Here is a 22,359-nt window from a genome sequence, read left to right as displayed (position 1 = left end):
TTTATATCTCCTGAACGTACCTAGTATTTGATTATTTATACTTAGTATATAATCCTATTACTCACAATTAAGTTTTAATAAAGCTTATAAACTATAGCTTCATAAGGCCTAAGTTTTATGTTATTCTCTACTGAAACCTCTCCATAGTTAGATATAATTGTAGTTCTTTCTAATGCTATTAGCTCCTCAGGTACAGTAAATTCCACTTCATTATCAAAGAAATTTAATACTACTAGAAGTCTTTCTCCATTAAGTTCTCTCTTATAACAATAAACTTCTTCACTGTCCTTATAGTATTCTTTGAACTCTCCATATACTATAACCGGATTTTCTTTTCTTAGTTGAATTAGTTTTTTGTAATAATGAAAAATAGAGTTACTATCTTTTAGTGCTTCTTCTACATTAATATCCGTATAGTTAGGATTTACTTTAAGCCATGGCGTTCCTGTAGAAAAACCACCATTTAAGGTATTATTCCATTGCATTGGAGTTCTAGCATTATCTCTTCCCATTCTATAGACTCCAGCCATGAAGTCTTCCTTTTTCATAAGACCACCTTCAACAAGCTCCTTATAAGCATTTAGTATCTCCAAATCCTTATAGTCCTCGATAGAAGAGTATTTAACATTGGTCATACCAATCTCTTCACCTTGATAGACATATGGAGTTCCTTGCATGGTATGGATCATTGTTGCCAGCATCTTAGCAGATTCAACTCTGTATTCTTTATCATTTCCAAATCTAGATACCATTCTTGGCTGATCATGATTGTTTAAGAATAAAGAGTTCCAACCGTCATCACTTAGTTGCTCTTGCCATTTACTCATAATCCCTTTAAATTCTCTAAGCGTCCATTTCTTTTCTTCCCATTTTGTTCTGCCTTTTCCTATATCCATAAGCTCAAACTGGAATATCATGTTAAGCTCATTTCTATCTTTCCCTACATAAGTTTTAGCCATTTCTGGTGAAACCCCTGGACACTCTCCAACTGTCATAACATCATACTTACTTAAAACTTCTCTATTCATTTCCTGTAGGAACTCATGGATTCTTGGTCCATTCATCGAATATGGAGCAAAGTTACCGTATAGATCTCCTTCTCCCTTTGGTCCGTCTGGAAGCCCTGGAACCTTAGATATAAAGTTAATAACATCCATTCTGAAACCATCCACACCCATTTCGAACCAATGTTTCATCATATCATAGACTTCTTTTCTTAACTGTGGATTTTCCCAGTTTAGATCAGGTTGCTTCTTTGAGAATAAATGAAGGTAATATTCATCAGTAACTTCATCATACTGCCAAGCACTTCCACTAAAACATGAACCCCAGTTATTTGGAGGATTGCCATCCTTACCTTTTTGCCATATATAATAATCTCTATATTTATTATCTACGGAGCTTCTGCTTTCTACAAACCATTTATGTTCATCCGATGTATGATTAACCACCAAATCCATTACAAGTCTAATACCTCTATGATGAAGTCCTTCTAGTAATAACTTAAACTCCTCCATAGTTCCAAACTCGTCCATTATTTCTCTATAGTCACTTATATCATATCCCATATCATCATTGGGAGATTTGTATATAGGATTAAGCCATATTATATCAATACCTAACTCCTTAAGATAATCTAACTTTTCTATTATCCCCTTTAAATCACCTATGCCGTCTCCATTAGAATCCTTAAAACTTCTAGGATAAAGTTGATAAACCACGCCTTCTTTCCACCACTTTTGTTCCATTAAGTATCACCTCTATAAAAAATATATTTTTGTGCATACGGTTTCACAACTATTTTATCATACTAATTTTCTTTTAAAAAGAGCTTTAAAGAATAAATGTAAAAGTTATCAAAGTGTTCGTTATGTTTGAAGAGAAATCTTTCTTTCAAATTCTTGAAACCTGCAAAAAACTACTAAAATAGAAAAAGATAAAGATAGTTATTCTACCTTTATCTTTTATCCATTAACTATACAATTTTTATATCTTAGTCATTAAACTAAAATGTATACTTTTCTAAGTTTTCTATAGCCTTATCAACTAGCGCATCTATATCTAGCACACTTTCTGACTTTCTTATAGCATCAACTCTTGGTTTTGTCTTTGGATGCTTTGGAACGAATATAGTACAGCAATCTTCATATGGTAATATTGAAGTTTCAAAAGTACCTATGTTGTTTGCTATTTCTATAATATCTTCCTTATCCATTGCTACAAGAGGTCTAAAGACTGGTCTATCTGCTACATCTGTGCTAACTATCAAACCTTCCATAGTTTGAGACGCTACTTGACCTATACTTTCTCCACTGGATACAGATTGTATTCCTTTTATTTCTGAAAGCTTGCATGCAACTCTCATCATAAATCTTCTCATTATGATTGTAAGTTCATCTTCTCTGCACTTTTCTATTATAGACATTTGAATATCCGTAAAAGGTACTACATACAGATTAACTTTTTCAGTATATTGAGCCAATATCTTAGCTAAGTCTTTAACCTTATCCTTTGCTCTCTCTGAAGTGTAAGGATGAGAATGATAATATACACAGTTAAGCTCAACGCCTCTTCTTGCCATAAGATAACCAGCTACTGGGGAGTCAATACCTCCTGAAAGCATAAGCATAGTGCTTCCATTCATTCCATATGGAAGTCCTCCCGCACCTTTTATCTTGTCTTTATTTGTATAGACATAAGCATTCTTTTCTCTTATTTCTACCTTTAATCTACATTCTGGATTATGTATATCTACTGATATATGTTCTAGCTTATTAAGTACGTATCCACCAACACCTCTTGAAGTTTCCATTGAATTAAATGGGAACAGCTTGTCAGCTCTATTAGTTTCTACCTTGAAGGTCGAAGCTCCGCTTTCCTTTACTTTTTCAAGAGCTAATGCTTTTATAGCATCTAAATCTCTCTCAACCTGAGTAACTATACAAATCTCCATTACTCCAAATACGTTTTTAGCTCTTTTGCTAGCCTCTTCTAAATCATCACACTTTATAAACCATCTGTTTTGATCTTCTATTATTTCGAAATCAAGCCCAGCTAATTTCTTTTTAATATTTTCCTTAAGCTTTCTTTCAAACTTACCTCTATTAAGTCCCTTAAGAAATATCTCAGGTGCATACTTAACAAGAATTAATTTTCTCATATTTTTACTCTCCTTAAAAAAGTTAATGAATTTTTTAATACTTCTATAACATAATCAACTTCTTCTATTGTATTGAAACTTGAAAAGCTGAATCTTATTGCTCCAGTTATTTCTTTTTCAGATAATCCTATAGCATTTAGCACATGACTGCCTTTAGTTGAAATATGTCTAGAGGAACAGGCTGATCCTGTTGAAACATATATATCCTTTTCCTCTAATAGATGAAGAAGAACTTCTGCTCTAACTCCTACAAAAGATACATTCAAAATATATGGTGATATATTATCATTTAAAGGACTATTAATCCTTATATCTTTTACATCTTCTAATCGACTTATAAAATATCTCTTTAACTCTAAAGTCCTATTAAACTTATCATCTATATTTTTATAAATTATTTGTGCTGCTTTTACCATTCCCATTACTGCTGGCAAGTTTTCTGTACCAGATCTAAAGCCCTTTTCCTGTCCTCCTCCACTTACTAGAGGGGCCAAAGAAAGGCCTTTTCTAACATAACAAAATCCAGTACCTTTGGGACCATGTATCTTATGGGCACTTACAGAAAGTGAGTCTATTTTAGACTTTTTAATATCTATCTTAAACTTACCGAAGCTTTGAACCGCATCTACATGAAATTTGGCTCTTTTACTTCTTTCTTTTACTAATTTTCCTATCTTCTCAAGGTCTTGAACAGCACCAATTTCATTGTTAACATGCATAATAGATACCAATACTGTATCCTTACATATACTTTCTTCAAGCTGTTCTATATCTATTTGTCCAAAATTATCAACATCAAGATAAGTAACCTTTACTCCATGTTCCTCTAATTCCTTACAAGTACTCAAAACACTTGGATGCTCAAAACCAGAAATTATAATATGATTTCCAGGCTTAGTTAGTCCTTTTATTATCATATTATTACTTTCACTTCCACCAGAGGTAAAATAAATTTCCTCTTTAGTACAATTTATTATATTAGCTAGTATCTCTCTACAACTTAGAAGTTCTCTATCACACTTTATCCCCATCTTATGCAAGGAAGAAGGATTACCATAGAATTCTCTCATCCCATAGTTCATGGCTTCAATAACTTCATCAATAGGCTTTGTAGTAGCACTATTGTCAAAATACACCTCCATCTTATCACCCTCTCAGTATATACAATACTTTAATATCTGTTTTGCGAAAAATATACACTTATTACAATGCTAATATTCCGCTTAGTCATAAACTCTCTATACAAAATTCAATCACAAAATATCTTTTATCATCAAATATAATATTTTACATGAAATTCTTCTTTTTTTCAATGTTTAAATAATAACTGTAAGTATTATCCTTTAACTTATACTTCCATATACAGTAAAAAAACATGCATACAGGATAACCTCCTAGTTTGCATGTTTTAAACATCATAATCGATTTAATATTATTATTTTTAGCTAGCCTTCTCTAAACCTTTAAATAACTTATCTTTAAACACTATTCCTATTATTATTAAAGCTATGAATATAGTTGTTCCTGAATAAATTACTATTCTGTTGCCCATTGCCAAATTAGCGCCATAGTAACTTGATAATATAAGCATTGGCAAACGTCCTAAAGTGGAGTATATTAGGAAATCCTTCAAAGAAACCTTTGAAAGGCCACACAGGAATATGGAGCTATCCTTAGGTATCCCTGGTAAGAAATATATCAAGAAAACAACAAGATTTAGTCTCTCTGTGTTCATAATCTTTTCAAAAGGCTTTATGGCTATATCTGGTACTACTTTACTAACAAAGCCAGTTCCATACTTTTTAGTGAGTTGAAATAATATTACTGATCCTAAGTTTATACCGATTATAGATAATACAGTTGCTTCTATAGTACCGAATACGTACCCCCCAGCTGTTTGAAATACTTCTCCTGGAATGAAAAATATAACCACCTGGAGAAATTGAAAAAAAGTATAAACTATTGGAGCCAAAGGTCCAAAAGAAAGTAGGTACCTCTTAAACTTTTCGTTATTCTTCAAAGTTTCTGTAATATTGTGTATCTGTGTTCTAAATATATAGAACAATAAGAATAAGGCTATAATGGACAGTACAAGAATGATTATTCCTTTGTACTTTTTTAATGAGCTTATCAGTCTATTCATAAACTCCTCCTCTTAGATAGTCTACCTTATATGCTTTTTATAAGTTTATCACTTCATGATAACATCTATATTTTAAGTTTACCCTATCATAAAATAGAGAAGTGATTAAAATAGTCTTTAAAGCGAAGTGACTGGATATAGGAATTATAAAAGTTCATTTCATATGTTCCTATATACATCTTACTATGAATTAATAAAAAGTAAATTAATTTTATCTTAATTTTATCTTAATTATTTTATTTTCTCATAGAATTTTATCGTTAAAATAGTATAAAAACACAATGAACTAGCTTCTACCATTTTAGCTAGTTCATTGTATTTCCTGATTATGTTATTGTAATAGATAGCAAGCCTATCTACTATAACCCATGCTATCATATACAAATACATTATTTAAACCTGCTGTAATCTCTTAAACAATATTTCCTCTTTAATGCCTTCATAGCTCTCGCCAGTAGTGGATGCTATGGTGTCAACAAACTTTTCTAGCTTTTCTATAATTTCATCTATCTCTTCTTCGCTCATTTTCCCTCTAGCTAATCTATCACAAAGAGAAAGTAATATTATCTCATGTACTGAACAGTCATCAACCATATTAGATATTTGTGCAAAAGGTAATCTCTTATTAACATATAAATTTTGCATATGCCATCGTACAAGACCTACCACTTTATCATTAAAATACTCATCTGAAGAAAATTCTCTCAAAAATCTTCTACTCATCTCAGCTCCCACTGAATCATGATCATAGGCAGTCCATCTTCCATTTCTTTTGACAGTTGTTTTTATCTTTCCAACATCATGAAGAAGTGCTGACCACATCAAACTCCTTTTATCCTCACTAATATCTCTTCTTAAGGCAGCTTCATCAACCACAAGCATAGTGTGATTCCATACATTGCCTTCAGGATGGAACTTTTTCTCCTGCTCTATCTTATCTAAACCACCAATTATATCAAAGGGTCTTTTATATAATGTCCCATCTTTTTTAAGTTTATCTAAAAAGTTAGATGGTCTATCATCTTCTAATAAATGCTTTTCAATCTCATTAAATATATCTATATTCTCCAAGTTAACACCTCCATTCTATGATTTATTATTGCCTAATTTCTTCTATAAATATCACATATATAAGTTTTCATAAATAAGTCAATATTTTCACTATTAATTAATTAGATTATAGCATTAAATGTAAGTATTTGTATTCTAATTATAATATTTTGTAAAAATACTATCTTTTAATTTAGTCCACATTTTAAAAATTATCCACTTAGAGGATATCCCTTTAAAAACTTCCCATTTTTAGCTGAAACAATCACTTCAAATACTATACTAGTTGAGATTATACTATTTGTATTAAGCATTATATCTGTTTTTTATTCTTTCTTAAATATATAAATTCAAGCTATATATACATATCTGTCCACAGCTTTATATAACATATACTTTTCTAAATAGTACGAAACTTTACAAACACTAAAGTTCAACTTAATCTTTTATAAAAACAAGTATTATTGTTAATTTTTAAACAAAGGAACAACCACTACTGAAAGTTTTTATTTTCTGAATCTTTTTTATACAAGTATCAAACACAGTGATACCAACAAGCACCATTGTAAAACAAATCCTGCTAACTTTATTTTTTATTTAAATCACTTGATAAAAACTTAATACATGCTAAAATACATTTGTCGGTATTCATAAGGAAACCGAACTAATTGGTTTTTTAATTAAAAGCCGAATTATATCCTATAATTTAAGGAATAAGAACGGAGGTAAAGTATGGAAAGAGGTTTAAACAAATCAAAGTTCAGCACAAGACAAATGGTGACTACTGCTATGCTAGCTGCCATATCAATTTTTTTAGGATTAAGTGGTTTAGGATTTATTAAAATTCCACCAGTTAATGCTACTATAATGCACATACCTGTAATAATAGGATCCATTATTGAGGGGCCTATAGTTGGTGGATTAATAGGCTTATGCTTTGGACTATTTAGTATGTATCAAGCATTTACTGCTCCAACGCCTACTAGTTTCGTATTTATGGACCCTAGAGTAGCGCTTATCCCAAGAATATTAATTGGTGTTGTGAGTTACTATGTATTCATATGGATGAAGAAAGCTGTAAAAGCAAATGCAAAGGCTTCTGGACTGGCGGTAATAGCCTTTCTATCAATTGTATTAGAATTAGCCTTAAACTTAAATAAATTCTTTTCTATATATATAAGTTGTACAATTGCAGCAGTTGTTTTTGTTGTGTTAACTTTCTTATTCATAAAATATAAATTGAGTGAAAAAAGCGAGGTCCTTTCAATAGGTACAGCTTCTTTACTTGGAACACTAACAAATACAGTTTTAGTATTAACCTTAATTTATGTACTCTATGTTGATAAATTTGCAAAAGCTATAAGCATAAATCCTAGTACCGCAGGAAAAGCTATAGCACTTATAGGAATGACAAACGGTACTCCTGAAGCAATAATATCAACTATAATTATAGTTCCTGTAGTATCTGCATTAATCAAAATAAGAAAATAATACTGAAAGTGTGTAGCTATGAAAATAGCAGCACACTTTTTTACCTATATATCCAAGAAAGGAGCTTTAAAAATGAAAGAAATAAACTTTTTAGACATAGATGGAATCAGAATGGGTCACAGCCAAAACTTTGAAGCCGGTACTGGCTGCACAGTTGTAATATGTGAAGCAGGTGCCTCTGCTGGTGTAGATGTAAGAGGAGGTGCACCTGGTACTAGAGAAACTGATTTATTAAATCCTACTGAAATGGTTGATAAGATCCACGCAGTAGTTCTATCTGGTGGAAGTGCTTTTGGACTAGATGCAGCTTCTGGAGTTATGAAATATTTAGAAAATCACGATATAGGCTTTGATGTATCAGTAACCAAAGTACCTATAGTATGTCAAGCAGTTCTTTTTGACTTAGTTTGCGGTAACGGAAAAGTAAGACCTGATAAAAAGATGGGCTTCGATGCCTGTATAAATTCTGAAAATTATAAAGAGGATATAAACGGCAATATCGGTGCAGGAACAGGAGCAACTGTTGGTAAGATACTAGGACCTCAGTACTCAATGAAGGGTGGACTTGGCACCTATGCAATGCAAGTAGGTGAATTAAAGGTTGGAGCGGTTGTCGCAGTAAACTGCCTTGGTGATGTAATAGATCCATCCACCAATGAAATAATAGCTGGAGCTCTGGACAGTGAGCTTCAAAACTTTGTTAATACAGAAGAAGTTATGATATCTCAGTATTCGAAAAAGAATAATGTATTCAATGGAAATACAACCATTGGAATTATAGTCACTAATGCAATACTTACTAAAGCTGAAGCTAATAAGATTGCTTCCATGGCTCACAATGGTTTTGGAAGGACCATGAGACCAGCTCATACTATGGTTGATGGTGACACTATCTTTACCATGGCTACTAACAAGGTACAGGCTGATATAAATGTAGTTGGTCTTTTAGCGGCTAGAGTTATGGAAAAAGCAATACTTAAAGGAGTAAAAAATGCAACCTCAGACTATGGCTTTAAAGCTTATTCTGATAAAATAAAGTAATTAAGCCTGAAATCTGCTCTTGACATAGCAATTTATAGTTTCTAATATTTAAACTATAGGGTTCTTATAGTTTTTACAACTATGAAACTTGCTCTATGTTAAGGGCAGCTTTTATTTGTACTTATAAGAAACTTTAATTCGATATAATTTTAATGCTAGATTCACAGCTAACTTTCTTGTAGCTTTACAAATTATAAATTTTACGCCATATTTAATAATATTGTTAAAATTAAGTGGTTATGAAGTAGATGCTATATGATCGAGCAATTAGAATTAAATAATTTTTTCCAATGAAATGGCGTTAATAAACTGCTAATATTACTATAAAGGATTATAATGGTGCCTATATGAAAACCAGTCTAAAGTTAAAGTTTTTTTGTTTATTTCTTGCACTTTTATTTACTAATTTTATTATAGGGGGTGTATCCCTTTATAACTTATTTAAGGTAGAAAATAATACCTCAAAGTTAACTTCAAATAATTATGCAAGCATAAAAGCTACTAATAAGATGATTCAAATTATTGATGAAGAAGCGCAAGATATTATAAGCTACATAAATTCAAAAAATCCAGTATATATAAGAAATTTTTATGATACAAACAATAGTTTTCATGAAAACTTCACCTTCCAGTCAAATAACGCTACTGAAGAAGGGGAAAAAGTTATTAATGAAAATATAAACAAGTCCTATTCAGACTTTTTAGACTCTTTAACTAGCCTTATTGAAATTAGAGATTCAAAAGGGAAAGAGGCTGCCTTAAATAAATACACCAGTGAGATACAGCCTTTATATGAAAAGCTAAATAAATCACTTAGAGATATATCTGAAATAAATGATAAAGCAATGACAGACAAAAAAGATTCTATGAATAAAAATATAGAATCAGCTATAAAAATGACACTAGGCTTAAGTTTGTTCTTGATTCTAGTTGGTCTTGCTTTATCCCTAAAATATATAAATAGATTTCTTAACCCATTATATTCTCTTCACGATGATATCATTAAAGCAAAGGAAGGCGACTTCACTCATAGAGCTGAAATCCTTACAGATGACGAGATAGGTATCTTAGCTGAGGAATTCAACAACATGAGTGAAAAAATAAATCAATTTCAACATAGTACTTTTGGAAAGCTACTAGATGAAAAGAATAGATCTATGACAATAATAAAAAGTATCTCCGATCCTATTATAGTTTTAGATACCAATTATAGAATAGTACTATTAAACGATGAAGCAGAAAATTACTTCAGAATTACTCAAGCTCAAGCTACAGGTCGTCACGTATTAGAAACCCTAACTTATGGGGAACTATTTGACTTTATTTCAAATGTAATGGACAATAACATAGAAAAAGATAGTAAGATAATGAGCTTTAAAAACAATAGCACTATCTTCAAAATCAATCTATCTAAAATCAATGATAATATGAATAAGACTAATGGTATAGTGGTCTACTTCCAAAATATAACAGAAATAAAGAAGGTAGAAAAGTTAAAACATGATTTGATTTCCTCCTTATCTCATGAAATCAAAACTCCACTTACATCTATTATGATGGGAGCAAGCTTATTAGAGGATTCAGAGATGATGGAATCAAATAAGAACTTTAATAAGATTGTTTCTGCTATAAGTGAAGACAGCCAGAAGCTGCTTAATCTTATAAATAACTTTTTAAGATATGGTCAATTAGAATCGGATCAAAAACTTTTAAATATGGACTTCTGCTCTGCATATGATATCATTAATAGGAGTGTAGAAGAATATTATTCACTATTAGAAAACAAAAACATTGAGCTTCGTATAGGGCTTCAGGACAACCTTCCAGAACTTCACGTTGATGAAGAAAAGATAGGCTGGGTATTAAATAACCTGATGTCCAATGCTATTAAATACACTAAAAACTTTGGCTCAGTACTGATAGGAGCCTATGAAAATAATGGATATTTAAGTATCTTTGTTAAAGATACAGGTATAGGAATCACCAATGAATATCAGACTAGGATTTTTGAGAAGTTCTTTAGAGCTAATAGTGAAAGTGACGGTACTGGTCTTGGACTAGCACTTTCTAAACAAATTGTAGAACTTCATGGTGGAAATATTTATTGTGAAAGCCAATATGGCTTAGGTAGTACTTTTACTTTTGAGTTACCTATAAGGGAGGATTAAACATGAAAAAGGTATTGGTGGTAGATGATACGAAAAATATAAGAGAAATGCTAAAAACCTATCTAGATATGGAGGGTTTTCATGTATTCGAAGCTATAAACGCCACAGAAGCAATTGAAATAATAAAAAATGAAGACATCTCTATTGTATTTACTGATATAAAGATGCCTGAAGTAAGTGGAACTGAACTTTTAAGGCTAATAAAGAAGTACAATAAAAGTATAACTGTAATAGTTATGACTGCCTTTGGAACCATAAAAAATGCTGTTGAGTGTACAAAACTTGGCGCAGCAGCTTACCTTCAAAAACCTTTTACAAGCAAGAGAGTTAAAGCTGTATTGGATGAGGTATTAAAAAAGGATTCAATAAAGAATAACCTAATAGCCCATCTAACCCTCGCTAAAAAGCTAATAGATGAAAATGAACTTGAAAAAGCTGAGGAAGTTTTGAAGAAAACCCTTACTATAAAGGATGACTGTGGAGAAACTTATTTTCTTATATCTAAGCTTGAAGAACTTAAGGGAGATATGGAAAAAGCTGCTCGTTTTAGAAAAACTGCTGAAATATTTCAATTTGAATGTAATCTAGAGTAACGCTGTAGCAATTACATTCTCATGTTTAAAGATATAATTCATATTACCAAGTGGTACATCCATAAAATAACGCTATATACAAATACTCTATAATAATATAGTTTGTATATAGCGTTATTTTTAATCAATATTATTTATAATAAAATCCATTACTTCCTCTATTTCTGATAGGACCTTATAAGATATCTTAACTTCAAACCCTTCTTTAGAAAGTCTGCTTTTCCAAGAGTTTTCATTGTCAGAAAGCAAGTCTCTTTTCCCATGGAACCCTAACACAAATAGCAATGGCTGTAATAACACAGAACTAACATTTCTCTCTCTAAGCTTATTAACTATTTGTTCAAAGGACGGCTCTCCTTCAATTGCTGCTATATGAACATTGCTATAGCCTTCTTCACTTAAACGCTCTTCTAGTTCAAAGTAAGAAACCTTAGCAGAATGACTGGATCCATGAGCCACCATAACAATCTCATCTTCCTTATTAATCATGGTCTTTATTCTATTTATAAACTCACAGTATCTAAGTTTATCTTTTTCTATAAGTGCTCCGTGACTTATGTTAAATCTTATAGATTTGTTTTTCACCCTATACTCATTAACTAAGTTTTTTGCTTCTTCATACTCTTTTCCTTCGATTAGAAATAAGGTTGCCACTGATATCTCTTCAATTCCACTAGTTATAAGTTGTTCTAAAGCCTCACTGAGATTAGGAACTTTAAGATCATATCTACTTTTTAACTTACCTATAATTTTCTCCGATGAAAAAGCTTTAATAACTTGTTTGTATTTGCTTGTATCTACACTTTTAATTACATTTTCATATCTGTCTAACGCCTCAAGATCTGCAGTTCCATTGCTAAGTATAATCAAACCCTTTTTCATTGCTTACCTCTTTACATAAATTTATAGTATACACTAAAAATCAAGCACTGAAGCCCCACCTAAAATTGTATATTTATCTCCCCTATGTTACTAATTATTATAGCTTTCTCAAAGCCTCAGCAAAGCTTTCTATCTCTTTCTCCCCATGTCTTACAGATAAAAACATCGCTTCATATTGTGATGGTGGAAGATAGATTCCTTCCTTTAGCATATGTGAAAAATACTTATTGAACATATCTATATCGCAAGTCTTTACATCATCATAAGTTCTTATAGCTTCACTATCAGTAAAGAATAAAGTCATCATACCACCACATCTATTTATCACATGTTTTATTCCTTTTTCAGTTAGTACAGACTTAATTTCCTGCTCCAATAAAGCTCCATACTTTTCAATGTTGTCATAATAACAACTATTATTATAAAGCTTCTTTAAAGTTGTAATACCTGCAGTCATAACTATAGGATTTCCAGACATAGTCCCAGCTTGATATATATGCCCTGAAGGAGATAGTTTTTCCATTATATCTCTCCTTCCACCATATGCTCCACAAGGCATTCCTCCGCCCATTATCTTTGCATAGGTAACTAAATCAGGTTTCACGTCAAATAAAGTCTGTGCACCTTTATAAGCTACTCTAAAGCCACTCATGACTTCATCAAAAATAAGAAGGCTTCCATTGCTGTCACATAAGGCTCTAAGTTCTCTCATAAAGTCATCTTCAGACTTTATAACTCCCATATTACCTGCTACTGGCTCGATGATCACCGCAGCAATCTCTTGACCAAAGGCATTAAAAATTGCCTTTACTGAAGATATATTGTTATATTCTGCTACAAGGGTATTTGAGATACTTCCCTTTGGTACCCCAGCACTACCAGGTATGCCCCCAGTAAGCACTCCTGAACCTGCACTAACTAAAAAACCATCAAAGTGACCATGATAACAACCAGAGAACTTTATTATCTTATCTCTTCCTGTATATCCTCTTGCAAGCTTTACAGCACTCATGGTTGCCTCTGTACCTGAATTAACCATTCTTACCATATCTATATTATCAAGGGTTTCACACATAAATTTAGCTAGTTCTAGTTCTAATAAGGTTGGTGCTCCAAAGGCCAAACTATTGTCTAAAGCCTCTTTCATGGAATTTATTACATCTTCATCCTTATGACCTAAAAGCATAGGCCCCCATGCCCCAACAAAATCTATATATTCCTTGCCATCCTCATCATAGATATAAGCTCCTTCTCCTCTTTTAATAACAGGCGGAATCATATCAAGACCTTTAAAAGCTCTTACTGGCGAGTTAACTCCACCAGGCATATACTTCTCAGACAACTGAAATATCTCACTATTATTCATGTCTATTCCTCCTTAAGCCAAGCTGATGCTTCTAATGCATAGTAAGTTATTATTATATCCGCACCTGCCCTCTTTATAGAAAGAAGACTTTCTAACGCTACCCTCTTCTCATCTATATACCCAAGCTTTGCGCCAGCTTTAATCATAGCGTACTCACCGCTTACACTGTATGCGGCAACTGGATAGTTATATTTTTCTCTAGCCATCTTTATTATATCTAAATAAGATAAAGCAGGTTTAACCATTATTATATCTGCTCCCTCTTCGATATCATTTTCAATCTCTCTCTCAGCTTCTCTGCTGTTGGCCGGGTCCATCTGATAGCTCTTTCTATCTCCAAATTGTGGTGCCGAATTGGCAGCTTCTCTGAATGGTCCATAAAAGGCTGAACAGTATTTGGCGCTGTAAGCCATTATGCCTATATTTTCAAAGTGATTTTCATCTAAGGCTTCTCTAATAGCCCTAACTCTTCCGTCCATCATATCAGAAGGTGCTACCATGTCAGCACCAGCTCTTGCATGGGATACAGCTACCTTAGCTAATATTTCTAGAGTTTCATCATTTTTAACATATTCGTTCTCAATGACTCCACAGTGTCCATGGTCCGTATACTCACATAAGCATACATCTGTAACCACCCACAAGTCTTTATTAAGCTCTTTTATCTTTCTAACAGCTCTTTGGACTATCCCCTCTTCTGCAAAGGCTTCTGATCCACAGCAGTCTTTTTCTTCAGGAATACCAAAAATCATTATTCCTCTAACCTTAGCCTTTTCTATCTCTTTAACTATTTCTTCTAGTCTATCTATTGAAAAATGATAGTTTCCAGGCATAGATTCTATTTCTCTCTTTATATTAGTACCTTCAACTACAAATATAGGATATATGAAATCCTTAGAGGATAGTGAGTTCTCTCTCACTAAATCTCTTATTTCTTTTGTTGTCCTGAGTCTTCTATTTCTTTTATACATTTATATCACCCCATACTTCTATAAGCTTTTCTATAGCACCGTCTTCACTATGAACTTCTGATAGCACAGCATCTACAGTTTTATCTGTAAGAGCCTTATAGGTAATAGGTCCAATAGCTATGCAAAGCTTATCTTTCACCTTATCAATACCTACTGCTTCTATTAGATTATTTACCGTAGAAGGACTTGTAAATATTATTGTATTCACACTATCAAAGGCATTTAAATTCCTAAAATCTGCTTTCTGAGTTTCATAGGTATGTATCCTATATACTTCAGCACCTTGCTCTTTCAAAAACTCTTCTACTAAGCTTCTTGAATTTTTTGATATAGGCATAAGAACCTTCTTGCTTTTAAGTTCGTAACTTGCTAACTGCTTCACAAGTCCTTCAGCTACAAACTCATCAGCCATAACACTAGCAACTATACCTCTTTCACTTAAAGCCTTTAAAGTTGCTTTACCTATAACTGCAAATTCTGCTTTTATCTTTCTTACATCAATATTATTATCCTTAAGATAATCGAAGAATATGTTTACCCCATTTACTGACGTTAAAATTATATAGTCAAAGGAGCCAAATTCATCTTTGAAATCATCTAAGTTATCTGAAGTGTTAACTATCTTTATAGCAGGTATCTCCGTTACTTCAGCTCCAAAGCTTCTTAATTTTTCCTTCATGGCCCCAGCCTGCTCTTTAGTTCTTGTGACACAGACATTTGCACCAAAAAGCGGTAGTTTCTCAAACCAATTTAGCTTATCATTTAAAGTTACAACCTTACCAACTACTATAATTGAAGGAGACTTTAAGCCATTGTTCTTAACTAACTCTTCAATGTTCTCTAAAGTTCCTATAACTTTCTTCTGCTTTGCAGTAGTACCTCTCATTATGACACCACATGGAGTATCCTTTGACTTTCCGTTCTCCACAAGATTTTTTACTATATCTCCTAAGTTCTCTAGTCCCATTAAGAACACAATAGTATTTTGAGACTTAGTTAAAACTTCCCATTGTATATTAAGAGTTGCTGCACTCATTCCTGTAAGCACATGGAACCCTTGTGACAAGCCTCTATGAGTTATAGGTATTCCAGCATAGCTCATAACTGCAACAGCAGAAGTAACCCCTGGAATAACTTCGAAGGGAATGTTTTCTTTTTCAAGTGCTAAGACCTCTTCTCCACCTCTTCCAAACACATATGGATCTCCACCTTTTATTCTCCCTACAGTGTGTCCTTTTTTCGCCAGTTCTACCAGCATAGCATTTATCTCATCTTGTGTCTTATAATGACAACCAGGTTCCTTACCACAGAAGTATACCTCGCAATCATCATTTAGATAAGAAAGTACGTTGTTTCCTATCAATCTATCGTAAAGCACCGCAGTGCATTCCTTCATTATCTTCACAGCCTTAAGAGTTAATAATCCTTCATCTCCTGGACCTGCTCCAATTATATATGCTTTTGCCATTTTTCCACCTCTTTGATCTTATATCTATTTCTCTGAACAGACATACTACTTCATCCTTAAACTCAAAATAAAACCTTAGATGAATCTACGAAACTTTATTTTGACAGATTTCATTTTGAATTAGTATATTTATAAATCCACCAAATCTCAAATAAATATATTAATAATATTATAATTCCATAATAACCTTTTTTGCTAAAGACTTGCCAAGCTCAAGGTGATCATAAACCTTACCTTGAATATCTTTTTTTACTAATCTAGCATTAGCTTCATATATTCCTATTATATAAATATCATCTTTCTCTATCCTTGCATAAGCACCTATAGGAGAGTGACATCCTCCATTAAGTTCTCTCATAAAGCTTCTTTCTGCTTCAACCGCCACTCTTGTATCCCTATGATCAAGCTTTGAAAAGATATTCTTTTTATCACTATTCTTTAAACATTCTATTCCTAGAGCACCTTGCCCAACGGCTGGTAGAAAAGCTTCTTCCTCAAAATAGTTAGTAATTATGTGTTCCATTTCTAACCTTCTTAGGCCAGCTGCTGCAAGTATTATGCCGTCTAAGTTCTCTTTTTCAATCTTGTCTATTCTAGTCTGTACATTGCCTCTTATAGGAACAATCTCTATATCAGCTCTCAACGCTCTAAGCTGAGAACTTCTTCTTATACTTGAAGTTCCTATCCTTGCACCTTTAGGTAAATCATAAAAGCTTATACCTTCTAAGGATACAAATGCATCTCTTGGATCTTCTCTTTCAGTCATAGCAACTATCTCAAATGGCTCCTCTAACATAAAAGGTACATCCTTCATGCTGTGCACAGCTATTTCAGCTTTTCCCTCAAGTAAAGCATACTCTATCTCCTTAACAAACAAACCTTTTCCACCTATTTTATTTAAGGCTACATCAAGACGTCTGTCCCCTTCTGTTGACATAAGAAGTTTTACACTGTCTTCTCCACATTTTTCTTTTAATAAACTCATAACAATTTCTGTTTGGGTTTGTGCAAGCTTACTTTTTCTAGTGGCTATAACTAAACTCATGCTAATATCCTCCGTAAATCAAAAAATCATCTTCAATCAAATTATCTACATATTCTTTATTAAAATATAAATATAATACTTTTTCTCCATAACCTTTTCCAAAAAAGAAACTAAACTCTTCTGAAGTGATAAACTCCATAATAACTTTATCTATTTTTCCTAATGCCTTCATCCTTTGTCTTAATTTCGTAGAAAAGGATGTAAGCTCAGATAAAGGTTCCACCGCTTTTTCTATGTCCCTCAATATTCTTCGCGCCATCTTAGGATTTGCCTTATTGGTGTTTATAGCATAAGAGATTGCTTTATTATTAGCCTGCATAGGCATTACAGCCAAGCCTTCTTTGGAATCAACACAGTTTATATAAAGCTTACTAAGCTCATTACAGTCATTAATTATTTTCCTAGTAACTTCTTTATCATCTATACATATAAATACCAAATGCTTATCTAATATAAAAGCTTTATCATAGCCTTCTTTTATAAATACAGCATCCTTGTAGATTAAAGCTTCCACCTCTTCATCAAATTCCTTTGATACAATGGTTAAGTTGCAGCCTTTATCTACCAAAGACTTAGCTTTAATATATGCAGCCTTGCCTCCACCAACTATAATTACATTTATCTTGTTGCTTATCAAGGATAAAAACATATAATCTAGCTCAGGAATATCTGACTTATTATCTCCATGCACTGCTCATCACATCCCTTTAACTTTGCTTCCTTTAAGACTTTTATGGCTTTATTTATGTAATGGTCAGAAGTACTCTTTATAAGAACTTCAGCTAGACCTTCTGACTTTTTATCACTAGCTTTATTTTTATAGCTTTCATACCTATCACTAACTACTTCCTTCCCCTTTTCTTTAATTGCTGCAATCACAGGGGACAGTTCCCTGATCTTTAACCAGTAGTTATACTCTTTAACACAGTCATCAATCAAATACTTAAATTTGTTCATTCTCTCTTTTCTTTGAAGCTTATTGCTATCATCTATTTTTGATATATCATCAATATCAAAAATTTGTATTTTTTCTAAAGTCTTTATCTCTGTATCCACATCTCTAGGTACAGCTAAATCCAAAATAAAAAGTTCCCTATCTAAAGGCATATCCTCATACTTTACAACTGTATGAGGAGCAGAAGTACAGGATATTATGCACTGAACATCTGTCATAGCTGAATTTTTTTGATTAAAATTAATAACCTGAACTCTATGGTCAAAGATATCATTAACATTTTCAGGAGTCCTTACCACTAGGAATATCTTTTCAACATGGTGGCTTAATAGATACTTCATAGCCAAGCTACCAATCTCACCATAGCCTATAACCATAAAGTGTTTATAACCTCTATCTATAGCTTCATGAACTGCTATAGATGAAGAAGATACTGGAATTTCATAAAGTTTTGCCTCTGTTCTAAACTTTTTTCCGCAGGTTATAGCATTTTGAAACAGCCTACCTAGCTCTCCTGATGCAGCTTCTTTATCCTTGGAATATTGAAAGCTGGCTCTTATCTGACCAAGGATCTGATCTTCTCCTAAGATCTTAGAATGAAAGCCACAGGCAACCTCCAGTAGATGCACTGTGACTTTGTCTTCTTTTTCATAAAAAATATATTCCTTCAAATTAAGATCCCAGTCAAATAAATTAAATATGTAATCTAAGTTTTCCTCACTGTACGCTTCAGAAGTAAAATATATCTCAGTTCTATTACAAGTATTTATTATTATAATCTCCGGAAACCTCTTAATCAGTTCTGGCATACATAAATCTATCTGACTTTGTCTTAACGCAAACCTCTCTCTTATATCAAGAGATAAGTTTCTCTTAAATCCAATAAGTTGGTTCATTCTCTATCACTCCAAATATTATCAACCCTCAGTATGACTATATATTTATATAATTTTATAATTTTATAATTATATAATTAAAAATTCTTATAAATATAAAAATATGTAATCTTATGATTATATTAAAATGAATATATAGTTACTATTGCTGATGTAAATGATTGTCTATATCTTAAGTTATAATTATACTTCATAATATGCTATGTAACCATAACTCTAATAAAGTATATTTTACGTCCTATTTTCTTATCTATCAACAAAAGTATAACCTAATAACAGTTATACTTCAACAAAGTGGACAATTTTGATACAAAAAGGAAGCAGTCACCTGCTTCCTAGTTATTAGTACCTTATTCCACTCCAATATACATTATCCTTAAGAATAGCCTTTGGTCCTAGTTCAACATCTTTCAATGCCCATTTCTTGAACTCTTGGAATCCAGTTCTATCAACTATATATCCTATATGCTCTTTTCCACCTGGAGCATCTTTATCTATATATTCCCTTACATATTCGTAAGTATTCATTATTATCTTCTTTATGCTTTCTTCATCTACCCAAATTATAAAGTCTTCTGCAAGTCTTGGGTTTTTCTTACCGGATCTTCCCATTATAGCTAATCTATAATATTTCTCTTCACTTCTTGTCCATGCTCCAGTTGGGCATTTACCTACGCATTCCCCACAACCTATGCACTTGTCATGATCTCTAACAACCTTAAAGTTCTCAAACTTTAAAGCTCCAGTCGCTCTCTTTTTACAATTAGTAACACAAGCTTGACAGCCTATACATCTATAAGAATCATATTGAGGTTCAGTCATACCAATAATACCAAAGTCATGTTGTCTAACCTTTAAGCAGTCATTTGGACATCCTGTTAAGGCTACCTTAACATGTAAGTCATCTGGAAAAATCATCTTTTCTATTCTTTGAGCAAAAGCTGTTGTATCGTAGTTAGCAAAAGGGCAAACTCTGTTACCTATGCAAGAAGTTACATTTCTTGTACCAGCTGCTGGGTACCCCTTTCCTTCTTCTTCTTGATTAATATCAAGTCCTTCAATCAAGTCTTGAAGCATTAAGTTTACTTCATTCATATCCTTCATTTCAATACCAGTGATCTCAAAGCCTTGTCTTGTAGTTATATGAACGGATCCATCTCCAAACCTTTCAGCGATCTCTCCTATTTTTGCTAAATACTTAGCATCAAGATGACCACCTGGAACTCTTATTCTAGATGAGGTTATCCCTCTTTTTTTAGTAACTCTGAAGGCATTCTTTTTAAGTGACTTAGTGTTTATATCCATTATTTCTACCTCCCTCTAGTCTCTTAGAAGCTTTCCAACTGAATAATTAAATACAGGTCCATCTAGGCATACATAAGTATCATCTATCTTACAGTGACCACACTTACCTAAACCACAGCACATCTTTCTTTCATGAGATATCCAAATCTTTTCTTCTTTTATCTCTCTCTTTAAAAATTCACCTACAGTAAACTTCATCATCATTGGAGGTCCAACTACTATAACCTCTACATTGTCCATATCTTCTATTGGAAGCTCAGGAATGTACTTAGTTACAAGACCAACCTTTCCTTCATAACCTTCTGGAGCTGTATCAACAGTTAATATGAAGTTTATGTTTTCCTTCCAAGATTCCATGTCTTCTTTAAAGAGAATATCTGTTGGAGATTTGAAGCCTGATATTAAAGTAAAGCTCTTTGCTTCCTTTGGATTTTGTGAAAAGTAATCAACTATTCCCTTTACTGGTGAAAGTCCTGTACCACCAGCCACAACTATTACTTCTTTACCTCTGTAATTATCTATATCGAAACCATTACCGTATGGTCCTCTTAATAAAAGCTCTTGACCTACGTAATAGTTAAATATTTCATCTGTAACAACTCCAACTCTTCTTATAGTAAGTTCTATATAGTCTTCACCTATTCCACTTACTGATATCGGCGCTTCCCCATACTTTGGAAGAGACACTTCAAAGAATTGTCCTGGCTTCACATCGCCTTTAAAAGAAAGTCTAAAGGTATACTCTATTTCAGTATGCTTTTTTATATCTAATATCTTTGATCTTAGTGGCATATATGGGTTAGTCATTTGCTTTCACCTCTTCCATTCCTTTTGCTAATTTATTTACACAGTTAGAGAAGGATATATATTCTGGACATATGTCATCACATCTTCCACAACCAACACACATGTTGTAGCCCCATCTCTTCTTATAGTCATAAACCTTGTGGAGAACCTTAAATCTCATTCGTTGTCCTTTGTCTAATCTGAAGCTATGACCTCCAGCCATGTTTGTGTAGCCATCAACTTGACAAGAAGCCCAAACTCTTCTTCTTTCACCAGACTTTTTATTATCTTTATAGAATATATCTTGCATTGTAAAGCAAGTACATGTAGGACATACAAAGTTACATCTTCCACATGCTATACATCTAGCAGAGTATTTCTTCCACATAGATGAATCCATTACGCTTATATCTAAGTTCTCTGGTATATTTACCTTTACTCCGTTTTCTGTAACAAAGTCAGGTTCTACATCCAATTCTTCTCTTGTAAGCTCTTCAAGTAAAGCTTCTAACTCCGCATCCTTTACATCAAAGTACACCATGTCATCTTCTACTTTTATATAAGCTTGATGCTCATCAGTTTTGTTAGTTCCCATACTTACACAGAAGCAATTGTCAAAGCTTTCCTTGCATCCTATAAGAACAAACTTAGTTCTCTCTCTAAGAGCCTTATAGTAGGGATCCTCAAAACCATTTCTCAAATATATATCGTCAATTCTTCTAACAGAATGCATGTCACAGCTTCTTAAGAATATTATTGCTCCTTTTTCTTCCTGCTTTGGTTCTATCCATTCATCTTCTGTAAAATAGAATAAAGTCTGAGTTATTGGAAGTAAGACTTCCTTATATGAAAAATCTGATTTTTTATCAAATACTACTTGGTTTATGTCATTTATTTCACCATATCTTACTACATCAGTATCAGAATAACTTCCTTTACCTTCGAAGACCTTTGGTGCAAATATTTTATATTTTTCAGATAGTTTAGCTAAATATTCATTATAGCTTTCTACAGTCATCTTAAATCCCATAATAACACT

At 32.7% G+C, this 22,359-nt stretch carries 19 protein-coding genes and 1 pseudogene; 5 read left to right on the top strand and 15 right to left on the bottom strand.

Translation table 11 applies throughout. From position 1 onward, the window contains the following. Positions 1–74 precede the first annotated feature (74 nt). From GXK57_RS05685 to GXK57_RS05665, 5 genes are all read right to left on the bottom strand, one after another. Positions 75–1,748 (bottom strand): alpha-glucosidase, encoded by a 1,674-nt coding sequence (locus GXK57_RS05685; protein ID WP_160672802.1) that lies wholly within the window; start codon positions 1,746–1,748, stop codon positions 75–77. Between the two features lie 257 nt (positions 1,749–2,005). After that, the gene (thiI, locus tag GXK57_RS05680; RefSeq protein ID WP_160672799.1) at positions 2,006–3,160 is read right to left on the bottom strand and encodes a tRNA uracil 4-sulfurtransferase ThiI; all 1,155 of its coding nucleotides are present in this window, start codon (positions 3,158–3,160) and stop codon (positions 2,006–2,008) included. After that, a complete protein-coding gene (locus GXK57_RS05675) occupies positions 3,157–4,302 on the bottom strand; it encodes a cysteine desulfurase family protein (RefSeq protein WP_160672796.1) in 1,146 nt (381 codons plus the stop codon). Before GXK57_RS05675 ends, thiI begins: the two co-directional genes overlap by 4 nt. Before the next feature lie 299 nt (positions 4,303–4,601). After that, positions 4,602–5,303, bottom strand: a complete 702-nt coding sequence (locus tag GXK57_RS05670; protein ID WP_160672793.1) for a VTT domain-containing protein — start codon at positions 5,301–5,303, stop codon at positions 4,602–4,604. Between the two features lie 393 nt (positions 5,304–5,696). Further along, the gene (locus GXK57_RS05665) at positions 5,697–6,374 is read right to left on the bottom strand and encodes an HD domain-containing protein (RefSeq protein WP_160672790.1); all 678 of its coding nucleotides are present in this window, start codon (positions 6,372–6,374) and stop codon (positions 5,697–5,699) included. Between the two features lie 711 nt (positions 6,375–7,085). Between GXK57_RS05665 and GXK57_RS26990 the strand changes: the two are divergent. The 5 genes and pseudogenes from GXK57_RS26990 to GXK57_RS05645 form a co-directional block, all read left to right on the top strand. Then, positions 7,086–7,472: pseudogene (locus GXK57_RS26990) on the top strand (ECF transporter S component); the annotation flags it as partial. Then, a complete protein-coding gene (locus GXK57_RS26985) occupies positions 7,458–7,844 on the top strand; it encodes an ECF transporter S component (RefSeq protein WP_347709082.1) in 387 nt (128 codons plus the stop codon). The pseudogene GXK57_RS26990 and the gene GXK57_RS26985, both read left to right, overlap by 15 nt. A 72-nt stretch (positions 7,845–7,916) precedes the next feature. Beyond that, on the top strand, positions 7,917–8,885 hold the full coding sequence (locus GXK57_RS05655) for a P1 family peptidase (protein WP_160672784.1): 969 nt from the start codon (positions 7,917–7,919) through the stop codon (positions 8,883–8,885). A 347-nt stretch (positions 8,886–9,232) separates the two neighbouring features. Next, a complete protein-coding gene (locus tag GXK57_RS05650; protein WP_160672781.1) occupies positions 9,233–11,053 on the top strand; it encodes an ATP-binding protein in 1,821 nt (606 codons plus the stop codon). Between the two features lie 2 nt (positions 11,054–11,055). Further along, the gene (locus tag GXK57_RS05645; protein WP_160672778.1) at positions 11,056–11,646 is read left to right on the top strand and encodes a response regulator; all 591 of its coding nucleotides are present in this window, start codon (positions 11,056–11,058) and stop codon (positions 11,644–11,646) included. Between the two features lie 120 nt (positions 11,647–11,766). On the opposite strand, the gene GXK57_RS05640 is transcribed toward GXK57_RS05645, so the two are convergent. The 10 genes from GXK57_RS05640 to asrA all read right to left on the bottom strand — a co-directional run bounded on the left by GXK57_RS05640 (position 11,767) and on the right by asrA (position 22,350). Beyond that, a complete protein-coding gene (locus GXK57_RS05640) occupies positions 11,767–12,528 on the bottom strand; it encodes a sirohydrochlorin cobaltochelatase (protein WP_160672775.1) in 762 nt (253 codons plus the stop codon). A gap of 97 nt (positions 12,529–12,625) precedes the next feature. Continuing rightward, complete coding sequence (gene hemL / locus GXK57_RS05635; RefSeq protein WP_160672772.1) at positions 12,626–13,894, bottom strand: glutamate-1-semialdehyde 2,1-aminomutase; 1,269 nt, start codon at positions 13,892–13,894, stop codon at positions 12,626–12,628. 2 nt (positions 13,895–13,896) lie between these two features. Beyond that, the gene (hemB, locus tag GXK57_RS05630; RefSeq protein WP_160672769.1) at positions 13,897–14,865 is read right to left on the bottom strand and encodes a porphobilinogen synthase; all 969 of its coding nucleotides are present in this window, start codon (positions 14,863–14,865) and stop codon (positions 13,897–13,899) included. Then, positions 14,858–16,333, bottom strand: a complete 1,476-nt coding sequence (gene cobA / locus GXK57_RS05625; RefSeq protein ID WP_160672766.1) for a uroporphyrinogen-III C-methyltransferase — start codon at positions 16,331–16,333, stop codon at positions 14,858–14,860. The genes hemB and cobA overlap by 8 nt, the downstream gene beginning before the upstream one ends. 169 nt (positions 16,334–16,502) lie before the next feature. After that, positions 16,503–17,378 (bottom strand): hydroxymethylbilane synthase, encoded by an 876-nt coding sequence (gene hemC / locus GXK57_RS05620; protein WP_160672763.1) that lies wholly within the window; start codon positions 17,376–17,378, stop codon positions 16,503–16,505. A gap of 1 nt (position 17,379) precedes the next feature. Beyond that, the gene (locus GXK57_RS05615; protein ID WP_160672760.1) at positions 17,380–18,069 is read right to left on the bottom strand and encodes an NAD(P)-dependent oxidoreductase; all 690 of its coding nucleotides are present in this window, start codon (positions 18,067–18,069) and stop codon (positions 17,380–17,382) included. Then, positions 18,033–19,229, bottom strand: a complete 1,197-nt coding sequence (gene hemA, locus GXK57_RS05610; protein WP_160672757.1) for a glutamyl-tRNA reductase — start codon at positions 19,227–19,229, stop codon at positions 18,033–18,035. The genes GXK57_RS05615 and hemA overlap by 37 nt, the downstream gene beginning before the upstream one ends. A gap of 342 nt (positions 19,230–19,571) precedes the next feature. Further along, complete coding sequence (gene asrC, locus GXK57_RS05605; RefSeq protein ID WP_160672754.1) at positions 19,572–20,534, bottom strand: sulfite reductase subunit C; 963 nt, start codon at positions 20,532–20,534, stop codon at positions 19,572–19,574. 15 nt (positions 20,535–20,549) lie between these two features. After that, on the bottom strand, positions 20,550–21,341 hold the full coding sequence (asrB, locus tag GXK57_RS05600) for an anaerobic sulfite reductase subunit AsrB (protein ID WP_160672751.1): 792 nt from the start codon (positions 21,339–21,341) through the stop codon (positions 20,550–20,552). Then, positions 21,334–22,350, bottom strand: coding sequence for an anaerobic sulfite reductase subunit AsrA (asrA, locus tag GXK57_RS05595; protein ID WP_160672748.1), 1,017 nt, complete (start codon positions 22,348–22,350; stop codon positions 21,334–21,336). Before asrA ends, asrB begins: the two co-directional genes overlap by 8 nt. Positions 22,351–22,359 lie beyond the last annotated feature (9 nt).

This window comes from Clostridium sp. C8-1-8, from assembly GCF_009928445.1.
Classification (GTDB): domain Bacteria; phylum Bacillota; class Clostridia; order Clostridiales; family Clostridiaceae; genus Clostridium_AR.
Note: the sequence above shows the minus strand (reverse complement) of the source record. Positions and strands in the feature narration are given on the sequence as shown.